Here is a 15,451-nt window from a genome sequence, read left to right as displayed (position 1 = left end):
TGGAGCTTTGTGAAGGTGTAAAGCGAGCAAGGCAGCACGCTTGAAGAGAGGGCGTTTCGAGAGAAGGCGCCCGTGTCGGGCGCCTGCAGGAGTTAGTGATGGGCCAGCGGATAGGTGAAGAGCGCCAGATGTGCGAAGTTGAAGGCGAAGTGCACTGCGATGGCGATGCTGAGGCGGCCGCTTAGCTGGAAGGCCAAACCATAACAGCAGCCCGCAAGGGCAGCGAAGAGCGCCAGCAGGGGGCCGCCCGGCAGGTGGATGGCGCCAAACAGCAGGGCGCTGGTCACAATGGCAAACCAGGGTTTGCTGCGGCTTGCCAGCTCCTGCTGGATAGCTCCACGAAACAGCGCCTCTTCCGCCACACAGGTGAACAGCAGATTGTTGAGGGCAAACAGCCACCACCAGTGGGGCAGTCCCACCTCGGGGCGCAGTGCTCCCAGTTGCCAGGCAATGCCGAACAGCGCCGCCAGCGGCAGGATCAGCAGAGCCAGCGGACGCCAGCGAATGATCCCTCCTTTGCCGAGCAGGGTCGGGAAGGCAAGCAGCAGGGCGAAGATCAGCAGCGGCTTGTCCAGATTGAGGTACATGTTGAACGGCACGCTGCCGGGGCCAGCGAGCACCTTGTCCAGCACCTTGAGATTGCTGAAGCCGGGGATGAAGTGCAGGGTCAGCGCAAGCGACCAGACAATCAGTGCAACTCTGGCCATGGTCGCCCAGCGGGGGGGCAGGGTGGGCGTGTGCCACGCCAGCAGCAATCCCGCCAGCGTGATGACCAGCGCAGACGGCGTGATGCGGCCAAGCCAGAGGGCCAGCAGTAGAGAGAGGCCCAGCAGGCCAAACGCGGGAAGGCGCTGGCGCAGCAGGGCAAACAGCACGGCCAGCGCCAGCGCGCCCCAGATAAGCGAATCGGGTAGGGGTAACATTGGATCTCCTTGGTCGAGGCAAACGGCCACCTTAACAAGGGGCCGCCGCGAGAACAACCGCGCAGCAGGTGGTCGGGCCCCTTCTCTATACTCATCACAGGGTGAAGGGGGAGTTGGTGATGAAGCACTATCTGTGGTTGTTCTGTTGTTGGTGCACCTTGTTGCAGGCAGCCCCCGTGCTGCTGGCGACCGGGGAGTTTGCTCCCTATAGCGGCAAGGAGCTGGCGGATGGCGGGGAGAGCACCCGGCTGGTGACAACGCTGCTGCGCCAGGCCGGTTATGACGAGGTGAAGGTAGATTATCTGCCCTGGAACCGGGGTTATGAACTGACCCGCAATGGCCTGATGACGGCCACCTACCCCTACGCCTGGACGAGCGAGCGGGCCAAGCTCTTCTACTACAGCGCCCCGCTCCATATCGATCACCTCTCCTGGTTCACCTATCAGGGCAGCGATGCGGTGCTGGACGGCAAGTGGCAGGGGCTGCGGGTTTGCATTCCAGCGGGCTGGAGCACCAGTCATGCCGACGAGGTGATCGCCCGCTTTTCGTTGCAGCTGATCCGTCCTGCCTCTCTGGCGCAGTGCCTGCAGATGGTGGCACTCAAGCGGGTGGAGCTGATGCCAATGAACGATGCGGTTACTGCCGATGCCAGCATGCAGATTTTTGGCGATCCCAACTATCTGCAGCCGCTCCCCTATTTTCGCCAGACCGACAGTTTTTATCTGATGGTCTCGCGCAAGGCACCCGGTGGTCGGGAGCTGATCGAGCGGTTCAACGAGGCGCTGGCAGCGAGTCGGGCCAGCGGTCATTACGACAAGCTGGTACCAAGAAGCATGCCCCGCTCGCCTCGCTGCAAGTAAGGGGGGCAGAAACAACAAAGCCGGAGCAGTGGCTCCGGCTTTGTTCATTCAGGGGCGCGCTTAGCGGCCTGATTCGGCGATGACGCGGGCGATGATGTCGGCGCGCTGGTTGGCATCCAGCTCACCCAACGCGATCAGGCCAGCCTTGAAGATGACGTTTTTCGGCAGGCTGACATCATCCAGGGTGGTGATCGCTTCAACGTGCATGCCGTTCAGACGGCTGGCATCGCGCGGGCTCAGGTTGACCTGAGTGTTCAGCACCTGCTTGCCCTTCTTCTTGGGTTGGGCGGGTTTCTTCGGTTGATCCTGCTCGTCTTCCGGCAGCTCGTCATCAAAATCGTAAATAGACATAGTCAATCCTGTTGGTTTGGATGGTCGACCGCAGTGGCCGACCAGAATAAGCGAAACGGGGTCAATCAGCCCATATCCTCGTTGCGGATAAAGGCGCGCCAGGAGGTGAGCACCTGGGCAAAGTCTTCCAGCCCGCACATGGCCAGCTGTTCATCATCGTAGTAGGCGAGATCGTCGAGATCCTCGCCCAGTTCGATATTGAGGACGTTGGCCTTCACCTCCGCCTCTTCGTGGGTCAGTAGCAGGGAGTAATCCCCACCGGTGAGCCGGTATTCGGTGCGACTCCGACTGGATAGCTGGTCGATGATGGTGAAGAGCTCGTCGATCTTCTCCTCATCTTTGCCCACTTCGTCGATCAGCCACTGGCCGATGGCTTCATGGCCCATGGAGAAGCGGGCGCGATAACCACCGAACGGGTCGCGGCGAAATTCATAATCCATAGCGCACTCCAAATCGGGGGGATGGGCCTGCACGAAGCCGTGGTGGCAGCACCAAATCCTGCTCCATGGCGGGCTCACATCGGGTAAAGTGGCCTATTCTAGCGATCCCCCTCTCGCTTGTCTTGATGATGTGGCATCTTTGCCCCGTAGCAGGCGCTTTCCTGCGGGTTGCCGAGTCCCTTCTTTGGAGATGTTATGCAGCTAAACGATACCCTGGCGCGCCAGATTGTGAGCCGGGCGATGAAGATCCTGTCGTTCTCGGTCAACGTGATGGATGAACACGGTCTCATCATTGCGTCCGGCAATCCGGAGCGGCTCCATCAGCGTCACGAGGGGGCCGTGCTGGCGCTGACCGAGAACCGGGTGGTGGAGATCAGCGAAGCGACCGCCCGCGAGCTCAAGGGGGTGCGTCCCGGCATCAACCTGCCCATCGCCTATCAGGGGGAGTTGCTGGGGGTCATCGGTATCTCCGGCGATCCGGACATCGTTCGAGCTTACGCCGAGCTGGTACGAATGACTGCCGAGCTGATCCTGGAGCAGGCGGCGCTCACCGAACAGCTGCAGTGGGACAAGCGCCACAAGGAGGAGTTGGTGCTGCAGCTGATCCGCGGCGAGGGGAGGGTCGATCAGCTGCAGCAGGCGGCCCGTTTCCTCGGGCTCGATCTCGGCCAGCCGCGGGTGGTTGCTGTGCTGGCACTGGAGGAGAGCGACCCGGCCCGGCTGCGAGAGCTGGTACATCTGCTGGAGAACCCTGAGCGGGACAATCTGGTGGCCATCAACGGTCTTGACGAGATAGTGGTGCTAAAACCGGCCCAGCTTAGCGACGGCCTCTGGCAATCGGCGCAGGAGCGCAGCCGCATCAGGCAGCTGCTGGCACGCATCCCCCACTTCAAGGTGCGGATCGGGGTGGGGGATTACTTCGCCGGGATCGACGGGCTGGCACGCTCCTACCAGACGGCGCGCGATACATTGCGCCGTGGCATGCGCCAAGCGCCGCGCAAGCAGGTCTACTTCTTCGAAGATTACCGCTTGCCTGTGCTGCTCGGCAGTCTGGCGGACTCCTGGCAGGCGGATCAGCTGCGCGCACCGCTGCAGAAACTGGCCCGGGAAGATGGCAAGGGGGCGCTGCAGAAGACCCTGCGCCAATATTTCTTGCAGGATTGTGATCTGCATCGCTGTGCCGAAGCCTTGTTCATTCACCCCAATACCCTGCGTTACCGGCTAAGCCGGATCGAGCAGATAACCGGATTGAATTTCAACAAGTTAGACGACAAATTTTTGCTCTATCTCGGCCTTAATCTCGATTTGTGATTGTTCAAATAGACAAATAAACCCTGTTCGATGACGCAATATTTGGCCATTTGGCCAAAGCATTCTGATTGCAGATCTCCATAATGGCGGCCATTCACTCCCATTGAAGGTGTCCGTCATGATCCCGGTTACTGCCCTTGGCGCCATCGCGGCGCTCTCCATCGCCATCTTCCTCATTCTGAAGAAGGTTCCGCCTGCTTACGGCATGATCGTCGGCGCGCTCGCTGGCGGCCTGATCGGCGGCGCCGATCTCAGCCAGACCGTTGCCCTGATGATCGGCGGCGCCCAGGGGATCACCACTGCGGTGATGCGGATCCTGGCGGCCGGCGTACTGGCCGGCGTGCTGATCGAATCGGGTGCGGCTACCACCATCGCCGAGACCATCGTCAAGAAGCTGGGTGAGACCCGCGCCCTGCTGGCGCTGGCGCTGGCGACCATGATCCTGACTGCGGTCGGTGTATTCGTGGACGTGGCAGTCATCACGGTGGCGCCCATCGCGCTGGCCATCGCCCGCCGTGCCGACCTCTCCAAGGCGGCCATCCTGCTGGCAATGATCGGTGGCGGCAAGGCGGGTAACGTCATGTCACCCAACCCCAACGCCATCGCGGCGGCGGATGCCTTCCACCTGCCCCTGACCTCGGTCATGGCGGCCGGCATCATCCCGGGCCTGTTTGGTCTGGTGATGGCCTACTGGCTGGCCAAGCGTCTGAACAACAAGGGCAGCAAGGTTGCCGCTGACGAGGTGGTGAGCTTCGAGGGCACCAAACTGCCGGGCTTTGCCGCCGCCATCAGTGCGCCGCTGGTTGCCATCCTGCTGCTGGCTCTGCGCCCGGTCGCCGGTATCGTGGTGGATCCGCTGATTGCGCTGCCGCTCGGTGGTCTGGTCGGTGCCCTGATGATGGGCAAGTTCAGCAAGGTGAACCAGTTTGCGGTCTCCGGTCTCTCCCGCATGGCGCCGGTGGCCATCATGCTGCTGGGTACCGGTACCCTGGCGGGCATTATTGCCAACTCCGGCCTGAAGGATGTGCTGATCAGCGGCCTGACCGCCTCCGGTCTGCCCTCCTACCTGCTGGCCCCCATCTCCGGTGCCCTGATGTCGCTGGCAACCGCCTCGACTACCGCCGGCACTGTAGTGGCTTCCAACGTATTCAGCTCCACCCTGCTTGAACTGGGCGTCAGCGCGCTGGCGGGTGCCGCCATGATCCATGCCGGTGCCACCGTGTTTGACCATATGCCCCACGGCTCCTTCTTCCATGCTACTGGCGGCAGCGTCCACATGGGCGTGGGCGAGCGACTCAAGCTGATCCCCTACGAAACCGCAGTCGGTCTGACCATTGCAGCTGTCTCTACCCTGATGTTTGGCGTGTTTGGCCTCGCCTAAGGAATTGATATGAAAATTGTTATTGCCCCCGATTCATTCAAGGAGAGCCTGAGCGCCATGGCGGTGGCTGATGCCATCGAGGCCGGTTTCAAACAGGTGTTGCCAAACGCCACCTACGTCAAATTGCCGATGGCCGATGGCGGCGAGGGCACGGTGCAGTCGCTGGTCGATGCCACCGGCGGCCGCATCCTCCCGGTCGAAGTTACAGCGCCCCTTGGCAACAAGGTGCAGGGTTTTGTCGGCCTGCTGGGTGATGGTCAGCGCGCCGTCATCGAGATGGCCGCCGCCTCCGGTATCCATCTGGTCGCTCCCGAGCAGCGCAATCCGCTGCTCACCTCCAGCTTCGGCACTGGCGAGCTGATCCTGGCCGCGCTGGAGATGGGAGTGCAGCATCTGATCCTCGGTATCGGCGGCAGCGCCACCAATGATGGCGGTGCCGGCATGATCCAGGCGCTCGGCGGCAAGTTGCTCAAAGCCGATGGCTCAGCCATCGAGCTGGGTGGCGCCGGTCTCGCCGAGCTTGCGACCATCGATCTGAGCGGTCTGGACCCGCGTCTGGGCGAGCTGGTTATCGAGGTGGCGTGCGATGTGAACAACCCGCTGTGCGGCCCGAAAGGCGCCTCCGCGGTGTTTGGCCCGCAGAAGGGGGCGACCCCGGAGATGGTGCAGCAGCTCGATGCCAACCTTTCCCGTTATGCCGACTGCATCGAGCAGGCCCTTGGCAAGCAGGTGAAGGATATTCCGGGGGCGGGCGCTGCCGGTGGCATGGGGGCCGCGCTGGTTGGTCTGCTCGGTGCCGAGCTCAAGCCCGGTATCCAGATCGTCATCGAAGCCCTGAAACTGGCTGATGAAGTGGCCGATGCGGATCTGGTCATCACCGGTGAAGGTCGTATCGATAGCCAGACCATCCACGGCAAGACGCCAATCGGTGTCGCACGCTGTGCCAAGCTGTTCGGCAAGCCGGTGATCGGTATCTCCGGCTGTCTGACCGATGATTGCGGTGTGGTGCACGAGCACGGGCTGGATGCGGTGTTCGCCGTGGTCAACCGTGCCATGTCTCTGCCGGAAGCACTGGAGACCGCCAGCACCAACATTCAGCTGACTGCGCGCAACGTAGCGGCACTCTATCAGCTCAAGGGTTGATCCGGTTCGGCCGATGGGCGTCATCGGTCACCCAATATTCCCGTATGGGGCATCTCTCATCCCGCGAGATGTCTGGCTGCCCTAGCACTTCTTTGCCGATCCTCCGTGATCGGCTTTTTTCTTGTTACATCCTCCAGCTCCATGTTCGATGCCATGGGGCCGCGCGGTTTCTATAGGCGCATTCCGCCCTTTCCGGCATAGTGGTAGCCACACGAACAAGGAGAGACCCATGATCCTGCTGACTCTGGGCGTCGCGCTGTTTACCCTGATCCACCTCTACCCCTGTTTTGCAGCGGCGCATCGGGCACGGCTGCGCGAGCGGCTCGGGGAAAATCGCTACAAGGGGCTCTTCTCCCTGCTGGTTTTCGTTGCCATCGCTTGCATCATTGCCGGCTGGCGCACTGTCCGGCCATTTCCGCTCTATTTCCTGCCGGATTGGGGGCCGCTGGCCATGATGGGGATGATGCCCATATCCCTCATTCTCTTTTTTTCGGGGCAGGGCCCCAACCATTTGCGCCGCTGGCTGGTTCATCCGCAGCTGCTCGGCACCCTGCTCTGGGCCATTGCCCACCTGCTGGTCAACAGCGAGGCGCGTTCACTGGTGCTGTTTGGCGGTATCGGGTTGTGGGCGCTGGTGAGCATCGTCTGGATTTCGGTGCGGGACTGGCAGAAATATCCTCGCCCCGAGGCCAACTGGACCGGTACCGGCATCAGTGTCGGGGCCGGACTGGCGGCCACGGCGCTGCTCATCTTCTGGGGCCACGGTTGGCTGACCGGCATTCCTCTCCATTGAGAGTGAACCGCCCCGGAGCAAGGGACGTATCAGAGAGAAAACCACAAGGAGTGTTGCCGATGAAATGGTTAGCGCTGTTGTTGCTGCTTGGCAGCGGCATGGCATCTGCCGCCTGTCCCGACTATTTCAATGTGGAGATGCGCGAGCTCAACAGCACCCAGCGCCACAATCTCTGTCAGCTGACCGAGGGCAAGGTGGTGCTGGTGGTCAATACCGCCTCCTACTGCGGTTATAGCGGCCAGTTTCGCGATCTGGAGAAGCTTTATCAGAGCTACAAGGACAAGGGGCTGATTATTCTCGGTTTCCCCTCCAACGACTTTTGGCAGGAGGCGGGCAACGAGAACAAGACCGCCGAGGTGTGCCGTCGCGACTATGGCGTGACCTTCCCCATGTTCAACCGGGTGGCTGTGCGTGGTTCTGATGCCGTACCGCTGTTCAAGGGGCTGGCGGCGGCCGCAGATGGCGATGAACCGAACTGGAACTTCCACAAGTATCTGGTGGGGCGCGATGGCAAGCTGATTGCAAGCTACGGCGCCAACCAGAATCCGTCCGATGATCCCCTCAAGCTGCAGATCACCCGGGCGCTGGCGCGCTGACCCTACCCCTTGGCGAGGAGCTCTGGAATAATGGGCTCCCGCCCTTTCAACCCGGTTATCCTGTGCTGCAACGTCTTCCGCAAATGGTGATCTTCGATGCGCTGGTGCGCGAGCAGGGGATCTCTGCTGCCGCTCGCCGTCTCGGCGTATCCAAATCTCACATCAGCAAGCAGCTGGCGCTGCTGGAGACCGCCCTTGGCGCCCAGCTGGTACAGCGCACCACCCGTCGCTTCGCCCTGACCGAGCTGGGTCAGGAGTATGCCCGCCACTGCCATGCGCTGGTGGCGGTGGCGCAGGAGGCGAACTCGATGATCGCCGAGCGGCGTGGCAAGGTGAGTGGCGTGCTCCATCTCGGGGTGGGCCAATCTTTCGGCCGTCTGCATGTCATTCCCCATCTCAAGGCGTTTCAGGATCGTTATCCCGAGCTTGAGCTGGAGGTCTCCCTGTTCGATCACAAAACCAATCTGGTGGACGAAGGGCTGGATCTCTGGCTCACCACCTATGAGGACAAACCGGAAGGGCTGGTCGGGCAGCGGCTGGCCGATATCGGCTTCGTGCTGGCGGCTTCGCCGGATTACCTGTTGAGCCACGGTACGCCGCTCCACCCGAAAGAGCTGGCCCAGCACAACTGCATCACCTATCAGAGCCGGGAGCGGCGCTATCACCAGTGGTCGTTCCGGCAGGGCAAGGAGCGTCAGACGGTGCAGGTTGCTGGCAACTATCGGGTCGACATGGCGGAAGCGGTGCGCGATGCGGCGTTGGCCGGACTTGGCATCGCCTACATCGCCAACTACTTGCTGGACAAGGAGTTGCAGAGCGGCAAGCTGATCCCGCTGCTGCCGGAGTGGCGGCCGAACCAGCAGATGGCGGTACACGCCGTCTATGCCCGGCGCGAACATCTGGATCCCAAGATCCGTCTCTTTATCGATTTCCTCAAGGCCCGCTTTGGCCCGGAACCCTACTGGGAGCAGCGGCTGTCCCCCTGGCTCGGTGGTCGATTGTCCGGCAGTGAGGAATGATTGTTTTTAAATGGAAACACTCGATTTCTTCTGATACTAAAAGCGAGCCAAATCAGCCAGTTGGCGCAACCGGTATCGTGCAAACGTTTTTTCTAACAGAGCCGTAACCAAGTGGACTTGCAGTGACGGGGGGAGAGGCGCAGAATCCGCGCCCATCTTTTTCCCCACCTGATGGAGTCCCTATGATTGCCTTGCTCGGCATCCTGAGTATCCTGGCGCTTGCCGTGATCTGCTCTGATAATCGTCGTCGTATCCCGTTGCGAACAGTTGGCCTTGCCCTCTGCCTGCAGGTCATGTTTGCCGCGCTGGTGCTCTGGCTGCCTGCTGGTCAGCACGTGCTGAACGGGGTGAGCGAGAGTGTCAGCAGCGTGATTGGCTACGGTCAGGAGGGGATCGCCTTCCTGTTTGGCGATCTGGCCAAGTTCAAGCTGGGCTTCATCTTTGCCTTCAACGTGCTACCGGTCATCATCTTCTTCTCTGCGGTGATAGCCATTCTTTACCACATCGGCCTGATGCCGCGGGTGATCTCCCTGCTGGGCGGCGGTCTGCAGAAGCTGCTGGGCACTGGCCGTGCCGAGAGCCTCTCCGCCACAGCCAACATCTTCGTCGGCATGGTGGAAGCGCCGCTGGTAGTCAAACCCTACCTCTCCAAGATGTCCGACTCCCAGTTCTTCGCGGTGATGAGCTGTGGTCTCGCCTCCGTCGCGGGCGGTACTCTGGTTGGTTACGCCAGCATCGGGGTCGAGCTGAAATACCTGATTGCGGCCGCCTTCATGTCCGCGCCGGCCGGTCTGGCGATGGCCAAGATCCTGGTTCCGCCGAGTGTTGAAGAGGTGGATCACCATCAGGATGTCGAGATCCCCCGCGCCACCAACGTGATTGAAGCGGCTGCCGATGGTGCCATGGCCGGCCTCAATATCGCAGTGGCGGTCGGTGCGACCCTGCTGGCCTTCGTCGGTGTGATCGCCATGCTCAACGGTCTGCTCGGCTGGGCTGGTGATCTGGTGGGTCTGGATCTGAGCTTCCAGATCATTCTGGGTTGGTTGTTTGCCCCGGTATCCTGGTTGATCGGTGTGCCCTGGGAGCAGGCACAGGCTGCCGGTGCTCTGATTGGTACCAAGATCGTGGTCAACGAGTTCGTCGCCTTCATCGCATTGGTGCAGGATCAGACCCTGAGCGAGTCGAGCAAGGCCATCGTGACCTTCGCCCTGTGCGGTTTCGCCAATATATCCTCCATGGCCATCCTGATCGGCGGTCTGGGCGCCATGGTGCCGGAGCGCAAAGGCTTTATCGCTCGTTACGGCATGCGTGCCATCCTCTCCGGCGTGCTGGCCAACCTGATGAGCGCCTCCCTCGCAAGCATCTTCCTCGCCCTGTAACAGGCCTGGATAATTTATAAAACAGGGGCGCCATCATGGCGCCCTTGCTGTTTTTCCCGATCAAAAAGCCCCGACCTTAGTCGGGGCTTTTTGTTGCGCTATTCAGTCAACGTAGAAGGTTTGCTGGAAGGTGAGGATCTGCTGCTGACCGCCCCCCATGATCTTCAAGGTGAACTGGTAGGTATCTTCATTGCGGTAGGGGAGGGTTGCCAGATAGTAGATGGCATCCCCCTCCTTGACCTCCTGGAAGCTGAGGTTGCGGATGGTGCCGGTGAGGTTCTTGGCCTCGCCGGTGACGGAGACCGCCTGGGCCTTGCCCTGCTTGTCCTGCACCGCGATGTTGATGATGCCGTTGTAGCGGCTGCGCTCCAGACCGTAGGTTTTGGCCACCTCGGGGGTGAGGAAGCTGGAGTTGAAAGCGTTGTAGTGCACCTGCCAGGGGCCCAGCTCCTTCATCTGTTCAGCCCGCAGGGGCAGGGTCATCAGCAGTGCCAACAGGCAGCTCATCCAGGCTGTTTTCATGGTGTCATCCCTCTCGTATCAATGTTGGCTCAGGCCGGATTGTCCAGCAGAGCGCTCACTTCCGGTGGCAGCTGTTTGGGACTGTCGATGGCGACCGTCTTGTGTCGCCCCAGCTCGCCCCGCACTATGGTGACCTGCCCCTTGGCCACCTTGAACTGCTTGGCCAGAAACTTGATCAAATGGCTGTTGGCCTGGCCATCGACGGGTGGTGCCGTGATGGCCACTTTCAACTCTTCTCCGTGCAATCCGACGATCTGATCCCGGCTCGCCTTGGGCTGGATCATCAGATGCAGTACCAGTTCATCCCCCTGTAGCAGGACGGCAGGCATCAAATCATCCACCACAGCTGGCCGAACAGGTCGCCCAGCAGATAGTTGATGGCCTGCAGCCCGATAAAGGCAACCAGCACCGAGAGATCCAGCCCGCCCAGCGCCGGCAGCACGCGGCGGATCGGAGAGAGGAAGGGCTCGGTCAGCTGGTACATCACATATTCGATGGGGTTGCGGCCCTGGCTGACCCAGCTCAGGATGGCGCGGATCAGCAGCACCCAGAAGATCATCGAACCGGCCTTCTTCAGCACGGTCAGCGCGGCGAAGAGGCTGAGGCTGAGCCAGTCGGCCAGCAGCACGTTCATGCTCTTGAGCAGGGCAAGCTTGAGGAAGGCGACAGCCAGTGCCAGCACCACGGAGGCGAGATCCAGCCCCCCCAGACCCGGGATGACCCGGCGCAGCGGTACCACCAGCGGGTTGGTCAGCTTGACCACCATCTGGCTCATGGGGTTGTAGAAGTCGGCACGCGCCCACTGCAGCCAGACGCGCAGCAGCACCACCATCAGGTAGAGATCGAAAACGGTGTTGATCAGAAAGTAAGCGGTGTTCATCTGGGCTCCTGTCAGAAAAGAGTTTCCATTTCGGCGGCGCGAGCTACGGCTGCCTGCATGGCGTTGGCAGTCAGCGGCATCAGCCCCTGCTGCTGGAATGTCTTGATGGCTTCGGCGGTTGTGCCGCCCTTGCTGGTGACCTGCTCACGCAGGGTTTGCAGCGACAGTTCGGGATTTTGCTCCACCATGGCAGCTGCGCCGAGGGCGGTCTGCTGCACCAGCTGGCGTGCCTGCTCGGGTGAGAAGCCCATGGCCTCTGCCTCTTCGGCGATCGCCTGCATAAAGAGGAAGAAGTAGGCCGGGGCGCTGCCGGCAGCGGCGATGACGCTGTTGATGCCGGACTCCTGCTCCACCCAGAGGGTCTTGCCGACCGCCTGCATCATCTGCTCGGCAAAGTCGCGATCCGCGGCGGCAATATGCTCGGGCGCATAGAGGCCTGTCATGCCCAGACCCAGCAGGGCTGGGGTATTGGGCATGGTGCGGATGATACGGTCGTGACCACCGGCCATCTCGGCAAGGCGAGCAACCTTGATGCCGGCCGCGATGGAGACGAGCAGCTTGCCCGCAAGGGAGCCCAGCTCGGCAACCAGTGCTGCCAGCATGCCGGCCATCAGCTGTGGTTTGACCGCCAGCACGATCACCTCGGCATGGCGGGCCGCCTCGGCATTGGAGCGGGTGGTGCGAATGCCGTAGTCGCTGGCCAGCGCATCCAGTTTGGGCTGGCTCGGGTTGGCGGCAGTGATAAGCGTTGCCGGATAACCCGCCTTGACCAGACCGGCGATGATGCTGCGGCTCATGTTGCCTGCGCCGATAAAGGCGAGCGTCCTGTGCTGTTGCATTAAAGGCTCCTGTTGCTTGGTGGGGCGCTGGCACGTGGCGTGCGTTGCATGCGCTCGCGCACCGGCTTATGAGTAGTCGCGGGCGCCGAAGATAGCGGTACCGACCCGCACCATGGTGCTGCCGTGGGCGATCGCCAGTTCAAGATCCTCGGTCATCCCCATCGAGAGGGTATCGACGCTCGGGTATTGTCGCGCAAGCTCGGTGAACAGAGTCTGCATACGGGCCATTTGGGCGGCCAATATGGTCTCGTCACTGGTGTGCTCGGGAATGGCCATCAGCCCGCGTAGCACCAGCCGTTCACTGTGAGAAACCAGTTCGGCAAGGCGGAAAATCTCTTGTTCCGACGTTCCGGATTTGCTGCTCTCTCCGCTAATATTGATTTGCAGACAAACATTTAGCGGCGCCATGCTGGCAGGGCGCTGATTGTTCAGACGTTCGATCAGCTTCTCTCTGTCCACGCTTTGCACCCAGTCGAACCGTTCGGCAACCAGCCTGGATTTGTTCGATTGCAAAGGGCCGATAAAGTGCCACTCTATGTCGTTATATTCGGGTTGCTGGCGCAGGGTGTCGATCTTGGTGGCCGCTTCCTGAGCGTAGGATTCGCCAAAGCAGCGCTGGCCGGCAGCGTGAGCGGCCATCAGGGCCTCAAGGGGTTTGGTTTTGCTGACCGCAAGCAACCGGATCTGCTCCGGATTGCGGCTCGCCCCTCTGGCTGCCTGGGCAATACGTTCTTTTACCTGAAGCAGGTGCTGGGCAATCTGGTTCATGTTTCGTTAGTGATCTTGTGATGGGAGAATGACAAATCTATGGATATCACAGAGTTATTGGCTTTCAGTGTAAAGCATAAAGCGTCGGATCTACACCTGTCCGCCGGGGTTCCCCCGATGATCAGGGTTGATGGCGAGGTTCGCAAGATCAATTTGCCCGCCCTGGAACATCGGGAAGTGCACGCCCTCATTTACGACATCATGAACGATCACCAGCGCAAGGAGCTGGAGGAGAATTTCGAGGTCGACTTCTCGTTCGAGGTGCCCAATCTGGCCCGCTTCCGGGTCAACGCCTTCCAGCAAGCGCGCGGTTCGGGCGCGGTATTTCGTACCATCCCCAGCACTGTGCTTAGCCTCGAAGATCTCGATGCGCCGGAGATCTTCCGCAAGATTGCCGAGTTCCCGCGTGGTCTGGTGCTGGTGACCGGGCCGACCGGTTCCGGTAAGTCGACCACGCTGGCGGCCATGGTCAACTACATCAACGAGAACTTCCATCACCATATTCTCACCATCGAAGACCCCATCGAATTTGTGCACGAGAACAAGCGCTGTCTGGTGAACCAGCGGGAAGTGCACCGCGATACCAAGAGCTTCAGCAATGCCCTGCGCTCGGCACTGCGGGAAGACCCTGACATCATTCTGGTAGGTGAGATGCGCGATCTTGAAACCATTCGCCTTGCCATGACCGCAGCCGAAACCGGCCATCTGGTGTTTGGCACCCTGCACACCTCGTCGGCGGCCAAGACTATCGACCGTATCATCGACGTCTTCCCCGGCGCAGAGAAAGACATGGTGCGCTCCATGCTCTCCGAATCCCTGCGGGCGGTTATCTCCCAGACCCTGCTCAAGCGCATTGGCGGCGGTCGGGTGGCAGCTCACGAGATCATGATGGGGATTCCGGCGGTGCGTAATCTCATCCGGGAGGACAAGATCGCCCAGCTCTACTCGGTGATCCAGACCGGGATGACCCACGGCATGCAGACCATGGATCAGAGCCTCAAGCAGCTGGTCAGCCGTGGCATGGTGGCGTCTCTCGACGCCAAGGCCAAGGCGGTTGACCCCAACAGCATCTGATGATGCCGGATCCAGGGAGGGATCGATGATGAATCTGGATGAACTGCTGGGCCAGCTGGTAGAGAAAAAAGGGTCGGATCTCTTTGTGACGGTGGGGACGCCCCCCACCCTCAAGGTGAACGGCCATCTGCTCTCTTTGGGGGGCGAAGCGCTCGATAAAAAAGCTGCTCTTACGCTGGTGAGGGAGACCCTGAGCCCCGAGCATTTCGAGCGCTATATCCGCACCAGGGAGGCCAACTACGCTATTCACCGCGAAACTTTGGGCCGGTTTCGGGTCAGCGCTTTCTGGCAGCAGGAGCTGCCCGGCATGGTGGTGCGGCGTATCGAGACCCGTATTCCCACCTTTGAAGACCTGCAATTGCCCGTGATCCTGCAGGAGGTCGCATTGGCCAAGCGCGGACTGGTGCTGTTTGTCGGCGCCACCGGTGCGGGTAAATCGACTACCCAGGCGACCATGATTGGTTATCGCAACCAGCATGCCGACGGCCATATTCTGACGGTGGAAGATCCGGTGGAGTTTGTCCATCAGCATGGCCGCAGCCTGATCACCCAGCGGGAGGTGGGGATCGATACCGAGTCGTTCGATGTGGCGTTGAAAAGCTCACTTCGTCAGGCGCCGGACGTGATCCTGATCGGCGAGATCAGAAGCTCGGAGACCATGGAGTTTGCCCTGCAATTCGCCGAGACCGGCCACCTCTGCCTCGCGACCCTGCACGCCAACAACGCCAACCAGGCGCTGGATCGCATTCTGCATCTGGTACCGCAGGAGAAGCATCGTCAGTTCCTGTTCGATCTCTCCTTCAACCTCAAGGCCATTGTCGCCCAGCAACTGGTGCCGAGCGTGGATGGCAAGCGGCGCTGCGCCGCATTCGAGATCCTGCTCAACACCCCGCTTATCACCGACATCATTCGCAAAGGGGAGATGCACCGGCTCAAGGAGGTGATGACCAAATCGACCGAGCTTGGCATGCAAACCTTCGATCAATCGCTCTTCAACCTGTTCTGCTCCGGCCAGATTGGCTACAGTGAGGCCCTTGCCCATGCCGACTCGGCCAACGACCTGCGGCTGCTGATCAAGCTTTCCGGCCGTGATCAGCTTGGAACCGGTACGCTGGACAATGTGACGCTGGATGAATGAACAATGGGGCCGGGCCGCGGCTCGGCCCCACGCA

Annotated in this window: 18 protein-coding genes; 10 read left to right on the top strand and 8 right to left on the bottom strand. The window is 61.0% G+C overall.

Annotation, left to right across the window (positions count from 1 at the left end):
* Nucleotides 1–92: 92 nt before the first annotated feature.
* The gene (locus NOM67_RS16320; RefSeq protein WP_255938723.1) at nucleotides 93–923 is read right to left on the bottom strand and encodes a CPBP family intramembrane glutamic endopeptidase; all 831 of its coding nucleotides are present in this window, start codon (nucleotides 921–923) and stop codon (nucleotides 93–95) included.
* A gap of 119 nt (nucleotides 924–1,042) precedes the next feature.
* Between NOM67_RS16320 and NOM67_RS16315 the strand changes: the two genes are divergently transcribed.
* Complete coding sequence (locus NOM67_RS16315; RefSeq protein WP_156853927.1) at nucleotides 1,043–1,783, top strand: ABC transporter substrate-binding protein; 741 nt, start codon at nucleotides 1,043–1,045, stop codon at nucleotides 1,781–1,783.
* 60 nt (nucleotides 1,784–1,843) lie between these two features.
* Here NOM67_RS16315 and NOM67_RS16310 read toward each other — a convergent pair whose 3' ends face one another.
* Nucleotides 1,844–2,134: a hypothetical protein gene (locus NOM67_RS16310; protein WP_041209062.1), complete on the bottom strand. Its 291-nt coding sequence runs from the start codon at nucleotides 2,132–2,134 to the stop codon at nucleotides 1,844–1,846.
* A 65-nt stretch (nucleotides 2,135–2,199) separates the two neighbouring features.
* Nucleotides 2,200–2,574, bottom strand: coding sequence for a YacL family protein (locus NOM67_RS16305; protein WP_042031646.1), 375 nt, complete (start codon nucleotides 2,572–2,574; stop codon nucleotides 2,200–2,202).
* 195 nt (nucleotides 2,575–2,769) lie between these two features.
* Between NOM67_RS16305 and NOM67_RS16300 the strand changes: the two genes are divergently transcribed.
* The 7 genes from NOM67_RS16300 (at nucleotide 2,770) to NOM67_RS16270 (ending at nucleotide 10,196) form a co-directional block, all read left to right on the top strand.
* Nucleotides 2,770–3,885, top strand: coding sequence for a sugar diacid recognition domain-containing protein (locus NOM67_RS16300; RefSeq protein WP_201967894.1), 1,116 nt, complete (start codon nucleotides 2,770–2,772; stop codon nucleotides 3,883–3,885).
* Between the two features lie 118 nt (nucleotides 3,886–4,003).
* Nucleotides 4,004–5,266, top strand: coding sequence for a GntP family permease (locus NOM67_RS16295; protein WP_041209065.1), 1,263 nt, complete (start codon nucleotides 4,004–4,006; stop codon nucleotides 5,264–5,266).
* A gap of 9 nt (nucleotides 5,267–5,275) precedes the next feature.
* Complete coding sequence (locus NOM67_RS16290; RefSeq protein ID WP_255938722.1) at nucleotides 5,276–6,409, top strand: glycerate kinase; 1,134 nt, start codon at nucleotides 5,276–5,278, stop codon at nucleotides 6,407–6,409.
* A 229-nt stretch (nucleotides 6,410–6,638) separates the two neighbouring features.
* Nucleotides 6,639–7,202, top strand: a complete 564-nt coding sequence (locus NOM67_RS16285) for an NnrU family protein (protein ID WP_041209067.1) — start codon at nucleotides 6,639–6,641, stop codon at nucleotides 7,200–7,202.
* Between the two features lie 59 nt (nucleotides 7,203–7,261).
* Nucleotides 7,262–7,798: a glutathione peroxidase gene (locus NOM67_RS16280; RefSeq protein WP_255938720.1), complete on the top strand. Its 537-nt coding sequence runs from the start codon at nucleotides 7,262–7,264 to the stop codon at nucleotides 7,796–7,798.
* An 83-nt stretch (nucleotides 7,799–7,881) separates the two neighbouring features.
* On the top strand, nucleotides 7,882–8,817 hold the full coding sequence (locus tag NOM67_RS16275; protein WP_255938794.1) for a LysR family transcriptional regulator: 936 nt from the start codon (nucleotides 7,882–7,884) through the stop codon (nucleotides 8,815–8,817).
* 182 nt (nucleotides 8,818–8,999) lie between these two features.
* On the top strand, nucleotides 9,000–10,196 hold the full coding sequence (locus tag NOM67_RS16270; protein WP_201908836.1) for a NupC/NupG family nucleoside CNT transporter: 1,197 nt from the start codon (nucleotides 9,000–9,002) through the stop codon (nucleotides 10,194–10,196).
* 102 nt (nucleotides 10,197–10,298) lie between these two features.
* On the opposite strand, the gene NOM67_RS16265 is transcribed toward NOM67_RS16270, so the two are convergent.
* From NOM67_RS16265 to NOM67_RS16245, 5 genes are all read right to left on the bottom strand, one after another.
* Entirely contained in the window at nucleotides 10,299–10,718 is a 420-nt protein-coding gene (locus NOM67_RS16265; RefSeq protein WP_041209070.1) for a DUF4426 domain-containing protein, read from the bottom strand.
* A 29-nt stretch (nucleotides 10,719–10,747) separates the two neighbouring features.
* Complete coding sequence (yggU, locus tag NOM67_RS16260) at nucleotides 10,748–11,047, bottom strand: DUF167 family protein YggU (protein WP_033114039.1); 300 nt, start codon at nucleotides 11,045–11,047, stop codon at nucleotides 10,748–10,750.
* Complete coding sequence (locus tag NOM67_RS16255) at nucleotides 11,047–11,598, bottom strand: YggT family protein (protein WP_041209071.1); 552 nt, start codon at nucleotides 11,596–11,598, stop codon at nucleotides 11,047–11,049. Before NOM67_RS16255 ends, yggU begins: the two co-directional genes overlap by 1 nt.
* An 11-nt stretch (nucleotides 11,599–11,609) precedes the next feature.
* Nucleotides 11,610–12,437 (bottom strand): pyrroline-5-carboxylate reductase, encoded by an 828-nt coding sequence (gene proC / locus NOM67_RS16250; protein WP_156853922.1) that lies wholly within the window; start codon nucleotides 12,435–12,437, stop codon nucleotides 11,610–11,612.
* Nucleotides 12,438–12,503: 66 nt separating this feature from the next.
* Entirely contained in the window at nucleotides 12,504–13,205 is a 702-nt protein-coding gene (locus tag NOM67_RS16245) for a YggS family pyridoxal phosphate-dependent enzyme (RefSeq protein WP_159164356.1), read from the bottom strand.
* Nucleotides 13,206–13,244: 39 nt separating this feature from the next.
* Between NOM67_RS16245 and tapT the strand changes: the two genes are divergently transcribed.
* Nucleotides 13,245–14,279, top strand: coding sequence for a type IVa pilus ATPase TapT (tapT, locus tag NOM67_RS16240; RefSeq protein WP_033114043.1), 1,035 nt, complete (start codon nucleotides 13,245–13,247; stop codon nucleotides 14,277–14,279).
* 28 nt (nucleotides 14,280–14,307) lie between these two features.
* Nucleotides 14,308–15,417, top strand: coding sequence for a type IVa pilus ATPase TapU (gene tapU, locus NOM67_RS16235; protein ID WP_104016095.1), 1,110 nt, complete (start codon nucleotides 14,308–14,310; stop codon nucleotides 15,415–15,417).
* Nucleotides 15,418–15,451: the final 34 nt, after the last annotated feature.

Origin of the sequence: Aeromonas sp. SG16, from assembly GCF_024436135.1 — a bacterium.
Taxonomy (GTDB): domain Bacteria; phylum Pseudomonadota; class Gammaproteobacteria; order Enterobacterales; family Aeromonadaceae; genus Aeromonas; species Aeromonas jandaei.
This window is presented reverse-complemented; position numbering and strand designations above follow the sequence as displayed.

Bases quoted from the DNA above. Each gene is read 5' to 3' on its own strand.
- proC (WP_156853922.1), bottom strand. From the start codon at position 12,437: ATGCAACAGCACAGGACGCTCGCCTTTATCGGCGCAGGCAACATGAGC.
- tapU (WP_104016095.1), top strand. From the start codon at position 14,308: ATGAATCTGGATGAACTGCTGGGCCAGCTGGTAGAGAAAAAAGGGTCG.
- NOM67_RS16305 (WP_042031646.1), bottom strand. From the start codon at position 2,574: ATGGATTATGAATTTCGCCGCGACCCGTTCGGTGGTTATCGCGCCCGC.
- NOM67_RS16270 (WP_201908836.1), top strand. From the start codon at position 9,000: ATGATTGCCTTGCTCGGCATCCTGAGTATCCTGGCGCTTGCCGTGATC.
- NOM67_RS16285 (WP_041209067.1), top strand. From the start codon at position 6,639: ATGATCCTGCTGACTCTGGGCGTCGCGCTGTTTACCCTGATCCACCTC.
- NOM67_RS16315 (WP_156853927.1), top strand. From the start codon at position 1,043: ATGAAGCACTATCTGTGGTTGTTCTGTTGTTGGTGCACCTTGTTGCAG.
- NOM67_RS16310 (WP_041209062.1), bottom strand. From the start codon at position 2,134: ATGTCTATTTACGATTTTGATGACGAGCTGCCGGAAGACGAGCAGGAT.
- NOM67_RS16295 (WP_041209065.1), top strand. From the start codon at position 4,004: ATGATCCCGGTTACTGCCCTTGGCGCCATCGCGGCGCTCTCCATCGCC.
- NOM67_RS16245 (WP_159164356.1), bottom strand. From the start codon at position 13,205: ATGAACCAGATTGCCCAGCACCTGCTTCAGGTAAAAGAACGTATTGCC.
- NOM67_RS16265 (WP_041209070.1), bottom strand. From the start codon at position 10,718: ATGAAAACAGCCTGGATGAGCTGCCTGTTGGCACTGCTGATGACCCTG.
- tapT (WP_033114043.1), top strand. From the start codon at position 13,245: ATGGATATCACAGAGTTATTGGCTTTCAGTGTAAAGCATAAAGCGTCG.
- NOM67_RS16255 (WP_041209071.1), bottom strand. From the start codon at position 11,598: ATGAACACCGCTTACTTTCTGATCAACACCGTTTTCGATCTCTACCTG.
- NOM67_RS16290 (WP_255938722.1), top strand. From the start codon at position 5,276: ATGAAAATTGTTATTGCCCCCGATTCATTCAAGGAGAGCCTGAGCGCC.
- NOM67_RS16300 (WP_201967894.1), top strand. From the start codon at position 2,770: ATGCAGCTAAACGATACCCTGGCGCGCCAGATTGTGAGCCGGGCGATG.
- NOM67_RS16320 (WP_255938723.1), bottom strand. From the start codon at position 923: ATGTTACCCCTACCCGATTCGCTTATCTGGGGCGCGCTGGCGCTGGCC.
- NOM67_RS16275 (WP_255938794.1), top strand. From the start codon at position 7,882: ATGGTGATCTTCGATGCGCTGGTGCGCGAGCAGGGGATCTCTGCTGCC.
- yggU (WP_033114039.1), bottom strand. From the start codon at position 11,047: ATGCCTGCCGTCCTGCTACAGGGGGATGAACTGGTACTGCATCTGATG.
- NOM67_RS16280 (WP_255938720.1), top strand. From the start codon at position 7,262: ATGAAATGGTTAGCGCTGTTGTTGCTGCTTGGCAGCGGCATGGCATCT.